The 18,738-nt window shown below is 74.3% G+C and carries 15 protein-coding genes; 12 read left to right on the top strand and 3 right to left on the bottom strand.

Translation table 11 applies throughout. The annotated features are described in order from the left end of the window. The first annotated feature begins 255 nt into the window (after window positions 1-255). The 4 genes from ABD944_RS02570 (at window position 256) to ABD944_RS02555 (ending at window position 3,896) form a co-directional block, all read left to right on the top strand. The gene (locus tag ABD944_RS02570; protein WP_345171921.1) at window positions 256-1,173 is read left to right on the top strand and encodes an ABC transporter substrate-binding protein; all 918 of its coding nucleotides are present in this window, start codon (window positions 256-258) and stop codon (window positions 1,171-1,173) included. A gap of 253 nt (window positions 1,174-1,426) precedes the next feature. Continuing rightward, window positions 1,427-2,446 (top strand): FecCD family ABC transporter permease, encoded by a 1,020-nt coding sequence (locus tag ABD944_RS02565; RefSeq protein WP_345172502.1) that lies wholly within the window; start codon window positions 1,427-1,429, stop codon window positions 2,444-2,446. Next, the gene (locus ABD944_RS02560) at window positions 2,443-3,213 is read left to right on the top strand and encodes an ABC transporter ATP-binding protein (RefSeq protein WP_345171918.1); all 771 of its coding nucleotides are present in this window, start codon (window positions 2,443-2,445) and stop codon (window positions 3,211-3,213) included. The genes ABD944_RS02565 and ABD944_RS02560 overlap by 4 nt, the downstream gene beginning before the upstream one ends. Then, a complete protein-coding gene (locus ABD944_RS02555) occupies window positions 3,210-3,896 on the top strand; it encodes an adenosylcobinamide amidohydrolase (RefSeq protein ID WP_345171916.1) in 687 nt (228 codons plus the stop codon). The genes ABD944_RS02560 and ABD944_RS02555 overlap by 4 nt, the downstream gene beginning before the upstream one ends. 110 nt (window positions 3,897-4,006) lie before the next feature. Here ABD944_RS02555 and ABD944_RS02550 read toward each other — a convergent pair whose 3' ends face one another. Together ABD944_RS02550 and ABD944_RS02545 are read right to left on the bottom strand one after the other, a co-directional pair. Further along, a complete protein-coding gene (locus ABD944_RS02550; RefSeq protein ID WP_345171914.1) occupies window positions 4,007-5,329 on the bottom strand; it encodes a chromosome segregation ATPase in 1,323 nt (440 codons plus the stop codon). 76 nt (window positions 5,330-5,405) lie between these two features. Further along, window positions 5,406-6,953, bottom strand: coding sequence for an AMP-binding protein (locus ABD944_RS02545; RefSeq protein WP_345171912.1), 1,548 nt, complete (start codon window positions 6,951-6,953; stop codon window positions 5,406-5,408). Window positions 6,954-7,174: 221 nt separating this feature from the next. On the opposite strand from ABD944_RS02545, the gene ABD944_RS02540 reads away from it, so the two are divergent. Both ABD944_RS02540 and ABD944_RS02535 read left to right on the top strand, forming a co-directional pair. Continuing rightward, the gene (locus ABD944_RS02540) at window positions 7,175-9,274 is read left to right on the top strand and encodes a vWA domain-containing protein (RefSeq protein ID WP_345171910.1); all 2,100 of its coding nucleotides are present in this window, start codon (window positions 7,175-7,177) and stop codon (window positions 9,272-9,274) included. A gap of 10 nt (window positions 9,275-9,284) precedes the next feature. Beyond that, entirely contained in the window at window positions 9,285-10,655 is a 1,371-nt protein-coding gene (locus tag ABD944_RS02535) for an extracellular solute-binding protein (protein WP_345171908.1), read from the top strand. A 10-nt stretch (window positions 10,656-10,665) separates the two neighbouring features. On the opposite strand, the gene ABD944_RS02530 is transcribed toward ABD944_RS02535, so the two are convergent. Further along, window positions 10,666-11,259 carry an SACE_7040 family transcriptional regulator gene (locus ABD944_RS02530; RefSeq protein ID WP_345171906.1) on the bottom strand — a complete coding sequence of 198 codons (594 nt, stop codon included), beginning with the start codon at window positions 11,257-11,259 and terminating at the stop codon, window positions 10,666-10,668. 78 nt (window positions 11,260-11,337) lie between these two features. Here ABD944_RS02530 and ABD944_RS02525 point away from each other — a divergent pair, with 78 nt between their 5' ends. From ABD944_RS02525 to ABD944_RS02500, 6 genes are all read left to right on the top strand, one after another. Then, on the top strand, window positions 11,338-12,951 hold the full coding sequence (locus tag ABD944_RS02525; RefSeq protein ID WP_345171904.1) for a carboxyl transferase domain-containing protein: 1,614 nt from the start codon (window positions 11,338-11,340) through the stop codon (window positions 12,949-12,951). A gap of 8 nt (window positions 12,952-12,959) precedes the next feature. Next, on the top strand, window positions 12,960-14,900 hold the full coding sequence (locus ABD944_RS02520; RefSeq protein WP_345172500.1) for an ATP-binding protein: 1,941 nt from the start codon (window positions 12,960-12,962) through the stop codon (window positions 14,898-14,900). Between the two features lie 2 nt (window positions 14,901-14,902). Then, a complete protein-coding gene (locus ABD944_RS02515) occupies window positions 14,903-15,826 on the top strand; it encodes a hydroxymethylglutaryl-CoA lyase (protein ID WP_345171902.1) in 924 nt (307 codons plus the stop codon). A 3-nt stretch (window positions 15,827-15,829) separates the two neighbouring features. Continuing rightward, the gene (locus tag ABD944_RS02510; protein ID WP_345171900.1) at window positions 15,830-16,978 is read left to right on the top strand and encodes an acyl-CoA dehydrogenase family protein; all 1,149 of its coding nucleotides are present in this window, start codon (window positions 15,830-15,832) and stop codon (window positions 16,976-16,978) included. 107 nt (window positions 16,979-17,085) lie between these two features. Then, window positions 17,086-17,856, top strand: coding sequence for an FkbM family methyltransferase (locus tag ABD944_RS02505; RefSeq protein ID WP_345171898.1), 771 nt, complete (start codon window positions 17,086-17,088; stop codon window positions 17,854-17,856). Between the two features lie 57 nt (window positions 17,857-17,913). Next, a complete protein-coding gene (locus ABD944_RS02500) occupies window positions 17,914-18,735 on the top strand; it encodes an SAM-dependent methyltransferase (protein WP_345171896.1) in 822 nt (273 codons plus the stop codon). The last annotated feature ends 3 nt before the right edge of the window (window positions 18,736-18,738 follow it).

Here is an 18,738-nt window from a genome sequence, read left to right as displayed (position 1 = left end):
CTCACTCCGTCAAGAGCGAAGTGAGTACTCACTCCGAACAACCCGACAGATCAGGATTCGGTGGCTGATACCGTTGCGATGCTGCGCGCCAGGAGCGAAGTCCGGTGGAAAATCCGGCGCTGTCCCGCAACTGTGGTGCCCCTCTCGAAGTGGCCGAGCCAGGTCGCCTCCTCGCGCGCCGACGATTGTCGACCTCGTGGAAGGGCGATCCGTCATGACGGGCCGCGGCTTCCCTGCACCACCCAGGAGGCACCTGTGAGACCCGTACGCACCTTGGGCGCGGTGATGGCGATCGGCGTCGTCACGCTCGCCGCCGCATGCGGCGGCGACGACGGCAAGTCCGGCGGTGCGCCGGACGGAAAGGCCGTCACCGTCCAGGCCGCCAACGGGGCCGTGTCCGTCCCGGCCAAGCCGAAGCGCATCGTCTCCCTCTCCCCCACGCACACCGAGACGCTCTTCGCCATCGGCGCCGGGCCGCAGGTGGTCGCGGTGGACGACTACTCCAACTATCCGGCCGGCACCCCGCGGACGAAGCTGTCGGGCTTCAAGCCGAACGCCGAGGCGATCATCGCCCACAAGCCGGACCTCGTCGTGCTGTCCGACGACATGGACGGCATCGTCAAGGCGCTGGAGAAGGTGAAGGTCCCGGTCCTGCTGGAGCCGGCGGCGAAGAACCTGGACGAGGCCTACGACGAGATCGGCGACCTCGGGCAGGCCACCGGGCACGAGGCCGAGGCCAAGAAGGTCACCGACGGCATGCGCGCGGACATCCAGAAGACGGTGGCCGCGTCGTCCAAGGCCAAGGGCCTCACGTACTACCACGAGCTCGACAACCAGCTCCACTCGGTGACGTCGAAGACCTTCGTGGGCCAGGTGTACGGGATGTTCGGCCTGCAGAACATCGCCGACAAGGCGGACAAGGCCTCCGGCGACTACCCGCAGCTGTCCCGCGAGTACCTGCTCAAGCAGGACCCCGACCTGATCTTCCTGGCCGACACCAAGTGCTGCGGGCAGAACGCCGCCGCGCTCACCAAGCGCCCGGGCTGGTCGGACCTGGACGCGGTCGGGCACGGCGGCGTGGTGGAGCTCGACGACGACATCGCCTCCCGCTGGGGGCCGCGCCTGGCGGAGTTCGTCAAGGCGATCGGCGACGCGGTCCAGAAGGTTCAGTGACCGCTGCCGCCGAGGACGCCCGCCCGTGAGCAGGCGTCGACCGCACACCGGGGACGTCCCGGCCGACGCCGACGACGCGGCCGGGACGTCTTCGGACGTCCGCGCGGGTCCCGAGGACGTCTCCGATCGGGAGCGGGCGCCCGAGGTCTCCGACGGCCGCGGCGACGCGCCGCCCGAGACGGAAGAGCGCTCCGGCGGCCTCGCGGGTCCGGGCCCTGGCGGCTCGTCGTCCGGCCCGCGGAGCCAGGCCAGGCTGCGGCCGCTGCCGTTGGCGGCGGCGCTCGGGCTGCTGCTCGCGACGCTGCTGGCCGGGGTGCTGGTGGGGTCGGCCGGGCTGCCCGTGGGCGGGGTCCTGAAGGCGCTGGCCGACCGGATCCCGTTCGTGCACGCCGACAGCGGGTTCGGCGTCATCGACGAGAACGTGCTGTTCCAGCTGCGCGTGCCGAGGGCGCTGATGGCGGCGCTGGTCGGCGGGATGCTCGCCGTCGCGGGCGCCGGGTACCAGGGAGTGTTCCGCAACCCGCTCGCCGACCCGTACCTGCTGGGCGCGGCGGCGGGCGCGGGGGTCGGGGCGACGCTGGTCATCGCGCTGGTGCCGGGCGACCCCGGATACGCGGTCCCGCTCGCGGCGTTCGTCGGCGCGATCGGCGGGGTGGCCCTCGCCTACCTGCTGGGCAGCGCCGCGACGGGGCGCGGGAACGGGACGGCGACGCTGGTGCTGGCCGGCGTCGCGGTGTCGTCCTTTCTCGCCGCGGTGCAGACGCTGATCCAGCAGATGAGGGCGGAGGAGCTCCAGCGGATCTACTCGTGGATCCTCGGCGGGGTCGGGTCGGCCGACTGGCATCAGCTGGCGCTCGTCTTCCCGTACGCGCTGGTCTCCACCGCGGTGCTGCTCGCCCACGGCCGGCTCCTGGACGTGCTCAGCGTCGGCGACGAGGAGGCGGCCTCGCTCGGCCTGTCGGCGGCGCGGGTCCGGCTGACGGTGGTGGCGGCGGCGTCGCTGGCGACGGCGTCGGCGGTCGCGGTGAGCGGGCTGATCGCGTTCGTCGGCATCGTCGTCCCGCACGTGGTGCGGCGGCTGGCGGGCGGGTCGTACCGGATCGTGCTGCCGCTGTCGCTGCTGGGCGGCGCGGCGTTCCTGGAGGTGGCCGACCTCGTGGCGCGGACGGTGATCAGGCCCGGGGAGCTGCCGCTGGGCGTGGTGACGGCGTTCGTCGGCGGGCCGTTCTTCGTCGTGGTGCTCCGCGCGTCCCGGCGGCAGGTGGAGACGTGACCGTCGCGGTGCGCGGCCTGGACGTCGCGCTCGGCGGGCGGCCGGTGCTGAAGGGTGTGTCGCTGGAGGCGCCGGCGGGGTCGTGGACGGCGGTCATCGGGCCGAACGGCGCGGGGAAGTCGACGCTGCTGCGCGCCGTCCTCGGCCTGGTCCCGTCCCATGGCGAGATCACCCTCGCGGGCGCGGACCTGCAGGCGCTCAAGCCGAGGCGGCGTGCCCGGCTCGTCGCCTACGCCCCGCAGAGCCCGAACCTTCCGGTGGGCATGACGGTGTTCGACTACACCCTGCTGGGGCGCTCCCCCTACGTCCCGCATCTGGGCCGGGAGAGCGCCCGCGACCGGGCCGTCACCGCGGAGGTCCTCGACCGGCTGGACCTCACCTCCTTCGCGGCCCGCCCCCTGGACCACCTGTCCGGCGGGGAGCGGCAGCGCGTGGTGCTGGCCCGCGCCCTCGCGCAGCAGACCTCGGTGCTGCTGCTGGACGAGCCGACGACCGCGCTCGACATCGGCCACCAGCAGCAGGTGATGGAGCTGATCGACCGGCTGCGGCTGTCGGACGGGCTGACGGTGGTGACCACGATCCACGACCTGACGCTCGCCGGGCAGTACGCCGACGGGCTCGTCCTCCTCTCCGGCGGGCGGGTGGCCGCGTCGGGCCCGCCGGACCTGGTCCTCACCCGCGACGCCGTCGAGGAGCACTTCGGCGCCCGCGTGAGCGTCGCCCCCGGGCCGGGCGGCCGGCCGATCCTGTCGCTGGAGCGTCCGTGAACCTCGAGACGGTGTGGCGGACGGAGGACGGCGAACGGCTGGCCTCGACGGTGTGGCGGGCCGGCCGCGGCCATCGGATGATCTCCTCGGCGATGCTGGGCGGCGGCATCGGCCCGGCCCGCTGGGTGCTGAACGCCCAGGTGCCGGGCGCCTACGCGCGCACCGACCCGGTCGCGCACCTCGCCGAGCTCGCGGCGGCGGCCGGGCTGGAGGGCCCCGGCGTCGGGATGCTCACGGCGGCCCCGGTCGCGCGCACGGTGCGGCGGGACGGCGAGGGCGTACGCGTGTCGGCGACGGTGGGGCTGCGCGTCCCGACCTGGGCGGCCGCCCCCGCCGGGACGCCCGATCCCGAGCTGGCCCCGCTGGAGGGGGACGGGACGCCCGCCTGGAAACCGGGGACGATCAACATCGTGGTCGCCGTCCCCGTCGGGATGAGCGACGCGGCGCTGGTGAACGCGGTCGTCACCGCGACCGAGGCCAAGACGCAGGCGCTGCTCGAAGCGGGCTTCCCGTGCACGGGCACGGCGTCCGACGCGATCTGCGTCGCGGCCGCGACCGGCGGAACGCCGGAGGTCTTCGCCGGGCCCCGCTCCACCTGGGGCGCGAGGATCGCGCGGACGGTGCACGCCGCCGTCCGCGCCGGGGCCGTGGACTACGCGGCCCGGCTGGAGGCACGCGGCTAGCACCGGCCGCCGTACCACCCCGGTGCGGTACGGCGGCCGGTCTCAGGGCCAGTGCAGTGTGGGGTTCGGGCCTCACCTCCTCCCTGTGCGACGCGCGGCCGGCATGACGGTCAGCCGGCGTGGGGAAGGCGATGCCCGTTGTGCCCGGCGTGGCCGTGGCGGCGCAGCGGGTCGGTGGCGAGCGGGTCGCCGCCGTCCAGCAGGGACCCGTTCATCGGCGGCAGGGAGTGCACCCCGGTCGGCGGCTCCCGGTCGACGGCCGGCCGCGGCCCGGCGGGGCCCGGGTCCGCGCGCCCCTCCGACAGCGCGGTGAGCGCGTCGACGCGGCGGCCGGCGCGGTCGGCCTCGGCGCGGACGGCGTCGCGCTCGGCGGCCAGCGCCCGCACGGCGGCGCGCAGCACGTCGGCGGCGCGGGCGATCTGCCAGTTGTGCCGCTCCAGCTCGCGGGCCCGTGCCTGGACCTGGTCGAGGTCGGCCACGGCCTGCCCCCGCTTGGCCTCGGCGTCGCGGACGGCCGAACGCAGGTCCTCGGCGGCGCGGGTGGCGGCGGTGGCCTCGACGCGCTGCCCCTCGACAAGGGTCTCGGCCTCCGACAGCCGCCCGTGCAGGGCGACGAGTTCGGCCCGGGCGCTCTCCAGCGAGGCGAGCAGCTCGCCCTCCCGGGCGGCCACCCGGTCGCGTTCGCGCTCGGCTGCGAGGCGGGCGGCGCCCGCGCCGTCGGCGTCGTCCCGGGCCTCCTGGCGCTCCCGCCGCGCGGCGTCCCGTTCGGCGGCGAGCCGGTCGGCCTCGGCGCGGGCGGACGCCGCCTCCTGCTCGGCGGCCTCGGCGCGGGCGCGGGCGGTGGCGGTCTCGCGCCACGCCACCTCGGCCTGCCGCTGCGACGCGTCGCGCTCCCGCTGCGCGATCGCGACGAGCCCGGCGGCCTCGGCGCGCGCCTCGGCGACGCGGCGCTCCACGCCGGCGACGCTCAGCTCGGAGGTCAGCGAGTCGGCGAGCCGGTCGGCGAGGACCTCCAGCCGGTCGACCATCTCCCACGTCCAGGCGACCTGGCCGGTGAGGCCGGGCGCCTCCAGGCCCCGCTCCCGGCTCTCGCGCGCGGCCCGCTCGCACGCGCCGTCGCCTTCCTGGCAGTAGCGGACGGTGCGGGCGCCGCGCGCCGGCTGCGGCACGGGCCGTCCGCAGCCGGCGCACGGCCAGACCGCGACCGGGTCACCGAGGCGTGCGATCCCGGCACGGTCGTCTTCGGGGCCCGGCGTCTCCTGCGCGCCGGCCGGCAGGGCGTCCGGCATCCCCCCGGAGGCCCCGCGCGGGGCCGCGGGGTCGTCGCCTCCGGCATAGGCGGCGGGGTCGGTGATGACGGGAAGGTCGGTCTGCGTCGGGGCGGCGGGGGTCGGGGCGACGTTGTCGAACGGGGCGACCTTCTGGTCTTCCATGTGCCGTTGTACGCAGGGGAGGCCGCAGGCGTTCGACGTTCGCGGAGACGAGTCGCGGCCGGCCGGCCCGGCGGCGTCAGTCCGCGTGTTCGCGCAGGTAGGCCTCCCGCACGCGGCGGCGGCTGAGCTTGCCGGACGGCGTGCGCGGCAGCGATTCGCGGAACTCCAGGCGCCGGGGGTGCTTCAGCCGGGCCAGCCGGGGCTCGCAGTGCGCGAGCAGATCGGCGGCGAGCGCCTCCCCCGGGTCGGCGTCCTCCGCGGGCTCGACGAGCGCGACGACGCGCTGCCCCCAGTCGTCGTCCGGGACGCCGATGACGGCGACGTCGGCGACCGCCGGGTGCTGGAGCAGGACGGACTCGACCTCGGCGGGATAGACGTTGACGCCGCCGGAGATGATGAGGTCGGTGCGGCGGTCGCTCATGAAGAGCCAGCCGTCCTCGTCGAGGTGGCCGAGGTCGCCGGGGGTGTAGTAGTCGTCCCGCATGGCGGCGGCGGTCTTGGCGGGGTCGCCGTGGTACTCGAATCCGGGCTGCCCCGCCGCGTAGATGAGGCCGGTCTCCCCCGGAGGCAGCTCGGCCCCCTCCGGGTCGAGGATCCTGATCCGCACGCCGTCGACCGCGCGGCCGACGGTCCCGGGACGGGCGAGCCACTCGTGCGGGGTCGCGACGACGACCGGGCCGCTCTCGGTGGAGCCGTAGTACTCGTAGAGGACGGGCCCCCACCACTCCATCATCTTCTGCTTGGTCTCCACGGGGACGGGTGCGGCGCTGTGGTACACCTGCCGCAGCGTCGACACGTCGTACCGGGCGCGGACGCCGTCCGGCAGGGCCAGCATCCGGTGGAACATCGTCGGCACCATGAACGTGTTGGTGACGCCGTGCCGCTGGATGAGTTCCAGGGTGTGCTCGGGGTGGAACCGCGGGGCGACGACGACGGCGTGGCCGAGGTTCAGCGCCATCATCGCGTGGACGCACGGCGCGGAGTGGTAGAGCGGTCCGACGGCGAGGTGCACCTCGTCGCCGGGCTCCAGCCCGAGGTGCCGCCCCAGCGTCCGCCGCATGATGTCGATCAGCACCTCGGGCGGGATGTCGAGCAGCGGGCGCCGGACGCCCTTCGGCCGCCCCGTCGTCCCGGAGGTGTAGAGCATCACCGAGCCCATGCGCCGTCCGGCGGGCGGCTCCGCGCTGCCCGTCGCGCAGAGCGCGGCCATCGACCGGTACCCGCCGCCGGCGTCGACGCTCACCCGTCCCTCGGCGGGGACGCCCGCCTCGTCGGCCGCGCCGGACACCGCCTCGGCCAGGGCGCTCTCGGTGATGACGGCCCTGGCGCCGCTGTCGGCGAGGATGTAGCCGATCTCGGGCGCGGTCAGGTGGCGGCTCACCGGGACCAGGTACAGGCCCGACTGGACCGCGGCGAGCAGGACGGTCAGGAATTCGGGACGGTTGCCGAGGACGGTCGCCAGCGTGTCGCCGGGACGCAGCCCGATCCCGGCCAGTGCGTTGGAGAGCCGGTTCACCTCGGCGTGCAGCTCGCCGTAGGACATCGGCACGCCGGGCGCGAGCACGGCGGGCCGGTCCGGGTCGTTGCGCGCGATCTCGTAGAAGCCGACACCCTCGACGCCCATACGGGCCTCCTCCGTGCGGGGCCTGAACCGAATCCTGTTCGACCATCTGAACGGGGAGGCGCCGGGAGAGTCAAGGCCGGCCCCGCAGGCCCCGTCCGCGGACGGTGAAGATCGTCCGATGCAGGACAGGTTTTTTCCATGACCTTGCTCGTTCCGGCAATTACCATTGGGCGTCAGACCGAAGGACGACACATCGTGCTTTCCGCGGCCACGGAGCCGGAATGAGTGAGTCGGGCAACGGTGACTCTGACGCGCCGCTCGACCGGCTCGTGCGCGCGGCGGTTCCCGGGCTGATCGTCGGCGTCGTCTCCGGGCTGATCGCCAACCAGGTGCTGAAGCTGGTCGACGCGGTCGCCTGGCTGCAGACCGTCCTGCCGCTGGCCGTCATCGCCCTGGTGATCGTGGCGGTGTCGGCGGCGCTGCTGCGCTCCGAGCGGGCGGGCGCCGCGCTGAAGCGGCTCTCCCGGATCGTGCCCTGGAACGCCGGTGCGGTGGCGTGGGCGTGCGCGGGCGCGGCGGCGATGGCGGCGGTCCTGCTCGCCCAGGCGGGCGTGGCCTCGCTGGTGGAGCACACCCGGCCGTGCGGGCAGCCGCTGGAGCTGCGCGTGGTCACCGCCCCGGAGACGCTCGCCCCCCTGCGCGACGCGGCGAGGGGCTTCGAGGAGGACAGCGAGGAGCGGGGCTGCCGGGAGTACAGCGTCAGCGTCGCACCGGAGCCGGAGTTCGTGCAGCTCTCCGAGGCGTTCGGGCGGCTGTGGCGGCGCAGCGAGCCTCCCGGCGGCGAGGCGGCGCCGGCGCCGCAGGACGAGCGGCTGTACGGGCCGCAGCCCGACGTCTGGATCCCGTCGTCCACGGCCGAGTTCGACTACGTGGAGAAGAGCCCCGACCAGGTCCGAAGGGCGACGGGCGCCGGGTCCCCGAGCCCGGGCCCGCCCGCCAAGGCCGATCCGGTGTTCACCACGCGCGGCTCGCTGGGGTCGTCGCCACTGGTGCTCGCCCTGTTCGGCGGCGACCACGCCCAGGTGGAGGATCTGGCCATCAAGCCTCCGGAGCGGTCCACCGCCGCCCTGCTCCAGCGCTTCGCCAAGGCGGGAGTGGAGCTGCGCGAGATCGCCCGTCCCGTCCCGGAGACGTCGGCCGCCGCGCTGGCGGTGACGCCCGTCCTCTACGACACGCTTCCGGGCGGCGACCAGCAGAACGAGGAGTTCGTCGAGCCCACCGACCTGGTCGCGCCGGACGCGGTGACCCTGCTCTGCAAGGCCCGCCAGCGCGCCCACCCGCCGGACCGCGTCGCCTTCGCCGTTCCCGAGCAGGTCGTCAGCGACTACGACGCGGGGCGCCTCAAGAAGCAGTGCGGCGCCGCGGACGCGCCGGGCGCCGGAGCCGAGTGGACGCTGTACCCCTACTACGCCGAGGACCTGCCGTCGCTCGACCACCCGTTCATCCAGGTGACGTGGCGCGGACAGGACACGCGGGAGCGCGACGCGGCGGTCACCGCGTTCCGCCGGTGGCTGGCCCGCCATCCGCTCACCCGGCAGGGCCTCCGGGACGACAAGGGCGCCATGCCGTCCGCGCACGAGGGCGACTCCGCCCGCCAGGACCTGACGGCCCTGTGGACCCTGCTCGGCCCGAACGTCATCCCGAGCCGGATGGAGCCGAAGCCGCCGGTCCCGGCGGGCGACGACCGCGGCGGGAGGTACGTGGCCGAACGCCTCCAGCGCGTCGCCGCGGCCCGTCCCCCGGCCTCCGTCTCCCTCATGCTGGACGTGTCGGGGTCGATGGACCGCCCGGCGCAGGGCCGCGACACCCGCCTGACGCGCAGCGTCTCCTTCCTGCAGAGCCTGGTGGCCCAGCTGCAGAGCCGCGACGGCGCGGGGCTCCAGGTGGCCTCCCGGAAGAAGCCGCCCGACAGCCCCTACACCTTGGAGAACGTGCGGCTCGCGGGGACGAGCCCCGTCCAGAAGAACCGCATCACGAGCCATCTCCAGGCCGTCGCGACCGCAGGAGGCGACGTCGCGCTCACCGACATGATCGGCGACGCCGACGTGGAGCCGGGCTCGAACCTGGTCGTCGTCACCGACGGGCAGTCCCCCGGGACGAACGGCCGCGGGCCGTCCGCCCGCGAGGCGGCCGCGAAGTTCCGCGAGCGGCACCGGGACGTGCGGGTGACCGTGGTCCTCACCGGCCCGACGGGCTGCGGCGCCTCCCCCGTCAAGGAGATCGTGGACGCGTTCGGCCCGTCCGGCGGCAGGGGCTGCGTGTCGCTGACGGGCGCGCCGGAACCGCAGCAGGCCGCCCAGCTCCTCTCCGACCTGCGATGAACGGAGGGCCATGACGCGACGGCGGCGACGGTTCGCGCCCCACGGGCGGACGGCCTGGCTGAGCGCCGTGGGCGGGGCCGCGGCGGTGCTGGTCTGCGCCGAGGCGCTGGCCTTCTGGCCGGGCTCCTCCTACCAGGCCCTGGCGCCGCGCTGCGACCGCTCGGAGCTGGTCGTCGCCGGCGGCACCGACGTCAGCCTGAACAGCCAGCGCCGCCAGCTGATCCAGAAGTGGAACGCCGGCGGCGGCCCGCACGCCACGCTCGTGGAGATCTCGGAGTCCACGGACGCCCAGCACAGCCAGATCAAGGCGATGCAGGAGTCCCGCGGCTGCGGCTACGACGTGCTGGTCATGGACAACACCTGGACGGCGGAGTTCGCCGCGGGCGGCTACCTCCGCCCGCTCGACGGCATCGGGAACCGCGGCGACTTCTTCCCGGCCGCTCTGGAGAGCGGGGAATGGCACGGGAAGCAGTACGCCGTCCCGTTCAACGTCGACGTCGGGCTCCTCTACCGGCGTGACGGCGCGCAGACCCCGCGCGACTGGCCGCGCCTGCTCGACTCCGGCGTCGCCATGCAGCTCGACGACTACGAGGGGCTGACGGTCAACGCGCTGGAAGCGGTGTGGAACGACGGCGGCGGCGGGCTGCTCACCGGTGAGAGGCGCCCGGACGGAAAGGCGTTGCGAACGAGGGTGTTCCCGGCGTTGAAGAGGTTGGCGGCCCGTGCCTCCGACCCGCGGCCCGGGGCGCGTGCGCGCGGCCCGCTGGCGGCGTCGCGCTCGTACGACGAGCAGAGGAGCATGGAGGCGTTCATGTCCGGGACACCGCTGATGCGGAACTGGCCGTACGCGTTCTCCACGCTCGCGACGGAGCCGGGCATGCGGGACGGAGCGCGCCTGCGGTACGGGGTGACCGCCCTGCCCGGCCGCACCGTCCTGGGAGGCCAGAACCTCGCCGTGTCCAAGTACTCCCCCCATCCCGACGGCGCCCTCAAGCTGGTGGAGTACCTGAGCGGAACGGAGAGCCAGAAACTGCTGTTCTCGTGCGGCGGCTTCGCGCCGGGACGCTACAGCGCCCTCGGGCTGCGCCCCGGGCGGCACGCCGCCGCCGACGTGCGGGTGCAGAACTGCTCGGCCTTCACCCAGGAGCGTCTCGATCCCGGCGACGTCGAACTCGACCAGGCGCAGCTGACCGAGCTGGGAACGGCCGTGGTGAGCGCCCTGGACCGGGCGCGGCCCCGTCCTGTCACGCCGCACTACAGCACGTTCACCGGCACGTTCCGCGGGTGCGTGCAGAAGCTCTTCGACGGGACGGGGACGGACGCCAAGACGTTCGCCAGAGCCGTGGAGCGCTCGCTCGACGGGCGCACGGCGTCGTGCTGACCGTGCTCGGTCAGCGGGCGCCGTCGAGGGCGGCGCGGGCCATGCCGTGCAGGAGCCCGGCCATCGCTTCGCGGTCGAGGCCCTGCGCGGCGCTGCGCGGGGTGGAGTTGAGCAGGCCGAAGCAGGCGTGGACGGCGGCGCGGGCGCGCTCGTCCTGGGGCCGGGGGTCGAGGCGGCGCAGGACGGCGACCCACTCCTCGACGTAGGCGCGCTGGAGCCGGCGGATGCGGTGGCGCTGCGGCTCGGGGACGTTGTCCAGTTCCCGCTCGTGCACGGTGATCAGCGCGGGATTGTCGAGGGCGAACGCGATGTGCCAGCTCAGCAGCGCGTCGAGGGCGCGCCCGGGGTCGGAGTCGGCGGCGCGGCGCAGGCCCTCGGCGAGCAGCCGCTCGCTGATGTCGAGCAGCATCTCGGCGAGCACGGCCTCCTTGCCGCTGAAGTGCCGGTAGAGGGCGGGGCCGGTGAGGCCGACGGCCCGGCCGAGGTCGCCGATCGACGCCCCGTGGTAGCCGCGGCGCGCGAACAGCTCGGCGGCGGCGCCGAGGATCTCGGCCCGGCGCGGGTTGGGCGCGCCCGGCGGCGCCTCGGCGGGGTGGGACGTCATGCGCGCCAGTCTAGACTAGAGTTGTTAACGACCGTTAACATCAGCATTGTTAATGAACGTTAACCGGGAAGGGGGGTCATGAGCGGACCCGAGATCGGCTCGCGCGCCGACGTCGCGAGCGAGGCGTTCAAGGCGAGCGCCGCGCACAACGAGGCGCTCGTCGCGGAGCTGCGCGACCGCGTCGACCGGGCGGGCCGCGGCGGACCCGAGCGCGCCCGCGAGCGCCACGTGGCGCGCGGCAAGCTGCTGCCCCGCGACCGGGTCGACACGCTCCTGGACCCCGGCTCGCCCTTCCTGGAGCTGTCGCCGCTCGCCGCGAACGGCATGTACGGCGACGAGGCGCCGGGCGCGGGGATCATCACCGGCGTCGGGCGGGTCTCCGGACGCGAATGCGTCGTCGTGGCCAACGACGCCACCGTCAAGGGCGGCACGTACTACCCGGTCACGGTGAAGAAGCACCTGCGGGCGCAGGAGGTGGCGCTGCACAACCGCCTCCCCTGCCTCTACCTGGTCGACTCCGGCGGCGCGTTCCTGCCCCGCCAGGACGAGGTGTTCCCCGACCGCGAGCACTTCGGCCGCATCTTCTACAACCAGGCCACGATGTCCGGCCGCGGCATCCCGCAGATCGCGGCGGTGATGGGCTCGTGCACGGCGGGCGGCGCCTACGTCCCGGCGATGAGCGACGAGGCCGTCATCGTCCGCGGCCAGGGGACGATCTTCCTCGGCGGGCCGCCGCTGGTGAAGGCCGCCACCGGCGAGGTCGTGACGGCGGAGGAGCTGGGCGGCGGCGAGCTGCACTCGCGCACGTCCGGCGTGACCGACCACCTCGCCGAGGACGACGCGCACGCCCTGCGGATCGTGCGCGACATCGTCGCCACGCTGGGCCCGCGCGAGCCGCGCCCGTGGGAGGTCGCCCCGCCCGAGGAGCCGGCCGCCGACCCGTCCGAGCTCTACGGGATCGTTCCGCCGGACTCCCGCACCCCCTACGACGTGCGCGAGGTCATCGCCCGCATCGTCGACGGCAGCCGCTTCCAGGAGTTCAAGAAGGAGTACGGCGCGACGCTCGTCACCGGGTTCGCGCGCATCCACGGGCACCCGGTCGGGATCGTCGCGAACAACGGCATCCTGTTCGGCGAGTCGGCGCAGAAGGGCGCGCACTTCATCGAACTGTGCGACCGGCGCAGCGTCCCGCTGGTGTTCCTGCAGAACATCACCGGGTTCATGGTGGGCCGGGAGTACGAGGCGAGCGGCATCGCCAAGCACGGCGCGAAGATGGTGACCGCCGTCGCGTGCGCCCGCGTCCCGAAGTTCACCGTCGTGATCGGCGGCTCGTTCGGGGCCGGCAACTACGCGATGTGCGGCCGGGCGTACTCGCCGCGCTTCCTGTGGATGTGGCCGAACGCCCGCATCTCGGTCATGGGCGGCGAGCAGGCGGCGAGCGTCCTCGCCACCGTCCGCCGCGACCAGATGGAGGCGCGCGGCGAGGAGTGGCCCGCCGAGGACGAGGAAGGGTTCAAGGCGCCGATCCGCGAGCAGTACGAGGCGCAGGGCAACCCGTACTACTCGACGGCGCGGCTGTGGGACGACGGGGTGATCGACCCGCTCGACACCCGGCGCGTGCTCGGGCTCGGGCTGTCGGTCGCGGCCAACGCACCGCTGGAGCCGGTCGGCTACGGCGTCTTCAGGATGTGAGGGTGTTGATGTTCGACAGCGTCCTGGTCGCCAACCGCGGGGAGATCGCCGTCCGCGTGTTCCGCACGCTGCGGCGGCTCGGCATCCGGTCCGTGGCCGTCCACACCGAGGCCGACGCGCGGGCGCGGCACGTGCGGGAGGCCGACGAGGCCCTGCTCGTGCCGTCGTACCTGGACATCGAGGCGGTCGTCCAGGCCGCCCGCGCCGCGGGCGCGTCCGCCGTCCACCCCGGCTACGGGTTCCTGGCCGAGAACACGGCGTTCGCGCGGGCGTGCGGCGAGGCGGGGCTGGTGTTCATCGGGCCGCCGGCCGGGGCGATCGAGGCGATGGGCGACAAGATCCGCGCGAAGCGGACGGTCGCGGCCGCCGGCGTCCCGGTGGTGCCGGGCCGGGACGAGCCCGGCCTGTCCGACGCCGAACTGGAGGCCGCGGCGCTGGAGGTCGGGCTGCCGGTGCTGCTCAAGCCGTCCGCGGGCGGCGGCGGGAAGGGCATGCGGCTCGTCCGGGACGCCGCGGACCTGCCGGAGGCGATCGCGTCCGCCCGGCGTGAGGCGCGCGGCTCGTTCGGCGACGACACGCTGCTCGCCGAGCGGTTCGTGGAGAACCCGCGGCACATCGAGATCCAGGTCTTCGCCGACTCGCGCGGCGGCGCCGTCCACCTCGGCGAGCGCGAGTGCAGCCTCCAGCGCCGGCACCAGAAGATCGTCGAGGAGGCGCCGTCCCCGCTGCTGGACGCCGCCGCGCGCGAGCGGATGGGCGCCGCCGCCGTCGCCGCCGCGCAGGCCGTCGGGTACGTGGGCGCCGGGACCGTCGAGTACATCGTCTCGGCCGACCGCCCCGACGAGTTCTTCTTCATGGAGATGAACACCCGGCTCCAGGTCGAGCACCCCGTGACCGAACTCGTCACGGGCCTCGACCTGGTGGAGCTCCAGCTCCGGGTGGCGGCGGGAGAGCCGCTGCCGTTCACGCAGGACGACGTGCGCCTCGACGGCCACTCCATCGAGGCCCGCGTCTACGCCGAGGACCCGGCGCGCGGCTTCCTGCCCACCGGCGGGCGGGTGCTCGCCCTCAGGGAGCCCGAGGCCGCGCGGGTCGACTCCGGGCTGGACGTGGGGACGGAGGTCGGCGGCTCCTACGACCCCATGCTCGCCAAGGTCATCGTCCACGGCGCCGACCGCGCCGAGGCCCTCCACAGGCTCGACCGCGCGCTCGCGTCCTACACGCTGCTCGGCGTCCCGACGAACGTGGCGTTCCTGCGCGCGCTGCTGCGGCACCCCTCGGTCGTGTCGGGCGATCTCGACACCGGCCTGGTCGAGCGCTCCCTGGACGACCTGGTCGCGGGCGCGTCCGTGCCGCCCGAGGTGCTCGCCGCCGCCGCGCTGGAGCGGATGCTCGACCTGGAGTCCGGCGACGACCCGTGGGACGTCCCGGACGGCTGGCGCCCCGGCGCCCACGCCTGGGCACCGTGGATCATCACCCCGTCCGGCGGCGACCCGGTGGAGGTCCGCGTCCAGGGCAGGGCGGCGTCCGCGCGCGTCGCCGTCGGCGGCGAGCCGCCGGTCGACGCGTCGCTGACCAGGCCGTTCACCCTGACCTACGGTGGAAGGACGACCTCCTTCGCCGGCGCCCGCGACGGGCGCACCCTGTGGCTCGGGCGCGACGGGCACGCGTGGGCGCTGAGCGAGCACGTCCGCGCCGAGGGCGGCGCCGACGCCGCCGCCGCCGCGGGCGACGGGGTGCTGCGCAGCCCGATGCCCGGGACGGTGCTGGCGGTCAAGGCGGCCGAGGGCGACCGCGTCGAGGCCGGGCAGCCGCTCGTGGTCGTCGAGGCGATGAAGATGGAGCACACCGTCACCGCGCCGCTCGCCGGCGTCGTGGCGAAGCTGCCGGTCCGCGCGGGCGCGCAGGTCGCCCTGGACGCGGTGCTGGCCGTGATCGAGGAGGCATGACGGTGCCGGTACCCCTTTCCGGCCTTCCCGAGCGGGTCGCGATCTACGAGGTCGGGCCGCGGGACGGGCTGCAGAACGAGAAGGCGGTCGTCCCCGCCGAGGTCAAGGCGGAGTTCGTGACCCGGCTGGCCGACGCGGGGCTGCGCACGATCGAGACGACCAGCTTCGTCCATCCCAAGTGGGTGCCGCAGCTCGCCGACGCCGAGCAGCTGCTCGACATCCTGCCGCGCTCCCCCGAGCTGCGCTATCCCGTCCTCGTGCCGAACGAGCGGGGCCTGGACCGGGCCCTGGCCAACGGCGTCACCGAGATCGCGATCTTCGGCAGCGCCACCGAGACGTTCGCCCGCCGCAACCTCAACCGCACCGTGGACGAGTCCCTCGCGATGTTCGCCCCGGTCGTGGAGCGGGCGCGGGCCGAGGGCCTCTGGGTGCGCGCCTACGTGTCGATGGTGTGCGGCGACCCGTGGGAGGGCGACGTCCCCGTCGAGCAGGTCGTGTCCGTCGCGTCCCGCATGATGGACATGGGCTGCTCCCAGCTCAGCCTCGGCGACACCATCGGCGTCGGCACGCCGGGCCAGGTCACCGCGCTCATCGAGGCGCTCGGCGAGGCCGGCATCGGCGCCGACCGGCTCGCCGTCCACTTCCACGACACCTACGGGCAGGCGCTGGCCAACACCCTCGCCGCGCTCCGCGCGGGCGTCGCCGTCGTGGACTCCTCGGCCGGCGGCCTCGGCGGCTGCCCGTACGCCGAGAGCGCCACCGGCAACCTGCCCACCGAGGACCTCGTCTGGATGCTGAACGGCCTCGGCGTCGAGACCGGAGTCGACCTCGCCGGGCTCGTGGCCACGAGCCGCTGGATGGCGGGCCGGCTGGGCCGCCCCAGCCCGTCCCGCGTAGTGCAAGCCCTGTCACCTGAATCGGAGTAGCCAATGATCGACTTCACGCTCGGCGAGGAGCAGGAGGAGCTGCGGCGCACGGTCGAGCGGTTCGCCCGCGAGAGCGTCGCCCCGGTGATCGGGGACCTGTACGAGCGCGGCGAGTTCCCCTACGAGATCGTCGCCGCGATGGGGAAGATGGGCCTGTTCGGGCTGCCGTTCCCGGAGGAGCACGGCGGCATGGGCGGCGACTACTTCACGCTCTGCCTCGCCCTGGAGGAGCTGGCGCGCGTCGACTCGTCCGTCGCGATCACCCTGGAGGCCGGGGTGTCGCTGGGCGCGATGCCGATCTACCGGTTCGGGTCGGCCGAGCAGAAGGAGCGGTGGCTGCCGCTGCTCACCTCGGGTGAGCGCCTGGCGGCCTTCGGGCTGACCGAGCCGGGCGGCGGGTCGGACGTGCCCGGCGGCATGCGCACCACGGCCCGGCTCGACGGCGACTCCTGGGTGATCAACGGGTCCAAGTCGTTCATCACCAACTCCGGCACCGACATCACCGCGTTCGTGACCGTGACCGCCTTCACCGGCGACGGCGAGATCTCCACGATCCTCGTCCCGAACGGGACCCCGGGCTTCACGGTCGGGCGCAAGTACTCCAAGGTCGGCTGGTCGGCGTCCGACACGCGGGAGCTGTCGTTCGACGACGTCCGCGTCCCGGCCGAGAACCTCGTCGGCGAGCGCGGCCGGGGGTACGCCCAGTTCCTGCGGATCCTCGACGAGGGGCGCATCGCGATCGCCGCGCTGTCGGTCGGCCTCGCCCAGGGCTGCGTGGACGAGTGCCTGCGCTACGTCCGCGAGCGGGAGGCGTTCGGCAAGGAGATCGGCCGCTACCAGGCGATCCAGTTCAAGGTCGCCGACATGGAGACCCGGGCGCACACGGCCCGGCTCGCCTACTACGCGGCGGCCGCGAAGATGCTGGCCGGGGAGCCGTTCAAGAAGGAGGCCGCCATCGCCAAGCTGGTCGCCTCCAACGCCGCCATGGACAACGCCCGCGACGCCACGCAGGTCTTCGGCGGCTACGGCTTCATGAACGAGTACGCCGTCGGCCGCTTCTACCGCGACGCGAAGATCCTGGAGGTGGGCGAGGGCACCTCGGAGGTGCAGCGCATGCTGATCGCCCGCGCCCTCGGCCTCCCGCCGTCCTGACCCCCGCCGGGCCCGGCGGCTCCGATGCCGCCGGGCGCCGCACCGGCGCGGGCCCGCCCCCGCGAAGTCACCACCGGCGGCGGAGCCCGGCGCGGTAAGGTCGGCGGATGCTGCTGCGTGCCTACGGGATCGCTCGCTCACTGGTCATGTACCACGGAATTCCGGGCAGGCACCGGCGCGCGTCGCGCCTCTACGGGCAGTTCCTCGGGCCCGGCGACCTCGCGTTCGACATCGGCGCGCACGTGGGCGGCCGGGTGCGCGTGTGGCGGGGGCTGGGAGCGCGCGTCGTCGCGGTGGAGCCGCAGCCCGACTGCCTGCGCGTCCTGCGCCTGTTCTTCGGCCGCGACCGCGGCGTCACGCTCGTTTCCGGCGCCGCGGGCGCCGCTCCAGGACGGGCGCGCCTGGCCCTGTCCACCGCGACGCCGACGGTGTCCTCGATGTCGCCCGGCTGGATCAGGGCGGTGACGACGGACCGCGGCTTCGCCCGCGTCCGCTGGGACCGCTCGATCGGCGTCGACGTGACCACGCTGGACGAGCTCATCGCCCTGCACGGCGTGCCGGCCTTCTGCAAGATCGACGTCGAGGGCTTCGAGGCGGACGTGCTGGCGGGGCTGTCCCGGCCGCTGCCCGCCCTGTCGTTCGAGTACGTGCCGTCGGCGCACGACGCCTCGCTGGAGGCGCTGGAGCTCGTCGACCGGCTCGGCGACTACGTCTACAACTACTCCCCCATCGAGACGATGCGGCTGGCCAGTCCCCGCTGGCTCGACGCGGCCGAGCTGCGGCGGCGGCTGGACAGGATCCGCCCGCGCGGACGGTCGGGCGACATCTACGCCCGCCTCCGCGACACCGGCCGGGTTGCGCCGAAGGCATCCCATTAGATAACAAGACTTACTAATATCGCCGGGTGCCAGCACACCGAGCGACGGGGGCCCATCGTGCCGGACAAGACCGCCCGTGAACCGACGTCCGCCGACCTGAGGACGGACGTCGCCCATTCGGCCCGGGTCTACGACTACCTGCTCGGCGGCAAGGACAACTACGCCGCCGACCGGGCCGCCGCCGAGGAGGTCGTCAGGGTCGCCCCGTACATGCGCACCTCCGTGCGGGCCAACCGCGACTTCATGGTCCGGGTCGCCCGCCACCTGGCGGCCGGGTGCGGCGTCCGGCAGTTCCTCGACGTCGGGACCGGGCTGCCGACCTCCCCGAACCTCCACGAGGTCGTCCAGGAGGTCGACCCGTCCGGCCGCGTCGTGTACGTCGACAACGATCCGATCGTGCTGGCGCACGCCCGCGCGCTGCTGACCGGAACCCCGCAGGGCCGCTCCCGCTACATCCACGCGGACCTGGCCGAGCCGGAGGCCATCCTGTCGTCGCCCGAGGTCCGGGCCACGCTGGACTTCGGCGAGCCGGTGGCGCTGTGCCTGATCGCCGTCCTGCACTTCGTCCACGACGACGAACTCGCGCACGACGTCGTCCGGCGGCTGATGGAGCCTCTCCCGCCGGGCAGCTGGCTCGCGCTCTCCACCATCACCATCGACAGCGCTCCCGACGAGGTCGGGGACGCCGTGAAGAAGTACAACGCGCGCGGGATCAAGTCGAAGGCCCGCACGAAGGCCCAGGTGACGAGCTTCTTCGACGGCCTGGAGCTCGTCGAACCGGGCGTGGCCCCCGTGCACCGCTGGCGCCCGGACGACAAGGCCCGCGCGATCGACGACTCCCAGGTGTCGATGTACGGAGGCCTGGCCCGCAAACCCTGACCC

Source organism: Actinomadura verrucosospora (assembly GCF_039540335.1).
GTDB classification, from domain to species: domain Bacteria; phylum Actinomycetota; class Actinomycetes; order Streptosporangiales; family Streptosporangiaceae; genus Spirillospora; species Spirillospora verrucosospora.
The sequence above is the reverse complement of the archived record's forward strand: the minus strand, read 5'-3'. Positions and strand labels throughout refer to the sequence as shown.

Excerpts from the sequence above, each read along its gene's own strand:
- ABD944_RS02550 (WP_345171914.1), bottom strand. The coding sequence starts at position 5,329 with ATGGAAGACCAGAAGGTCGCCCCGTTCGACAACGTCGCCCCGACCCCC.
- ABD944_RS02545 (WP_345171912.1), bottom strand. The coding sequence starts at position 6,953 with ATGGGCGTCGAGGGTGTCGGCTTCTACGAGATCGCGCGCAACGACCCG.
- ABD944_RS02540 (WP_345171910.1), top strand. The coding sequence starts at position 7,175 with ATGAGTGAGTCGGGCAACGGTGACTCTGACGCGCCGCTCGACCGGCTC.
- ABD944_RS02535 (WP_345171908.1), top strand. The coding sequence starts at position 9,285 with ATGACGCGACGGCGGCGACGGTTCGCGCCCCACGGGCGGACGGCCTGG.
- ABD944_RS02530 (WP_345171906.1), bottom strand. The coding sequence starts at position 11,259 with ATGACGTCCCACCCCGCCGAGGCGCCGCCGGGCGCGCCCAACCCGCGC.
- ABD944_RS02525 (WP_345171904.1), top strand. The coding sequence starts at position 11,338 with ATGAGCGGACCCGAGATCGGCTCGCGCGCCGACGTCGCGAGCGAGGCG.
- ABD944_RS02520 (WP_345172500.1), top strand. The coding sequence starts at position 12,960 with ATGTTCGACAGCGTCCTGGTCGCCAACCGCGGGGAGATCGCCGTCCGC.
- ABD944_RS02510 (WP_345171900.1), top strand. The coding sequence starts at position 15,830 with ATGATCGACTTCACGCTCGGCGAGGAGCAGGAGGAGCTGCGGCGCACG.
- ABD944_RS02505 (WP_345171898.1), top strand. The coding sequence starts at position 17,086 with ATGCTGCTGCGTGCCTACGGGATCGCTCGCTCACTGGTCATGTACCAC.